This window comes from Bradyrhizobium sp. NAS96.2, from assembly GCF_001908235.1.
Taxonomy (GTDB): Bacteria; Pseudomonadota; Alphaproteobacteria; order Rhizobiales; family Xanthobacteraceae; genus Bradyrhizobium.
Window position 1 is genome coordinate 1 of record NZ_LGHK01000435.1, and the last position, 778, is coordinate 778.

Genomic DNA, 778 nt, shown 5'->3' on the forward strand with positions numbered 1-778 from the left:
ATTGGTCACCTCGTGAGCCACGATGAGATGATGCTGCGTATCAACTGCAATCTGCACGTTGTAGCCAACGACGCCGGTGTCCTTACCACTTGTCGCCATCGAGCGTGCATCAGGATCGGAGAGCGAGATCTGCTTGTCCTCGCTCTTCATCATCTCCGCGTTGATCGCGTTGAGCCGAACGATCTCCTCCTTGAGTTTCTCGATCTTGCCCTTCAACCGCTCAACCTTCGCCTCCGGCACCGCATCGCCATGCCGATCGGCGGTCTCAAGTTGAGAGAGGTAGCGGGCGATGCTCTCATCGATTCGCTCAAGACGTCTCCTCATCTTGGCCTCGGTGAAGTTCTTATCCCGTGCATTGACAGCCTTGAACTTCGACCCATCAATGGCGACGCTCGCTGTACTGAACAGATCAAGCTTGCGGCACAGCGCGACAAACTCGCGACAGACCTCACGAATGGCTTTGCCATTGTCCTTGCGGAAATCTGCGATGGTTTTGAAGTCCGGTGCCAGCTGCCCCGTCAACCAGATCATCTCGATATTGCGCTGGCATTCCCGCTCCAGCCGTCGGCTCGACGGAACCTGATTGAGATAGCCGTAGATGTACAGCTTGAGCATAATGCCAGGGTGATAGCTAGGTCGGCCGGTCTCCAGTGGCTGGACACCGACGAATCCGAGCTTGTCGAGATCGAGACCGTCAACGAACACATCGACCGCTCGCACCGGATTATCCTCGGTCACATAATCGTCGAGCAATGCCGGAAACAGTGTGCCCTGCCCG

Annotated in this window: 1 protein-coding gene; it reads right to left on the reverse strand. The window is 56.4% G+C overall.

What is annotated here, in order from left to right; translation table 11 throughout:
• On the reverse strand, nucleotides 1–778 hold a 778-nt coding region (locus AC628_RS41790), incomplete at both ends, for a transposase (protein ID WP_210190348.1).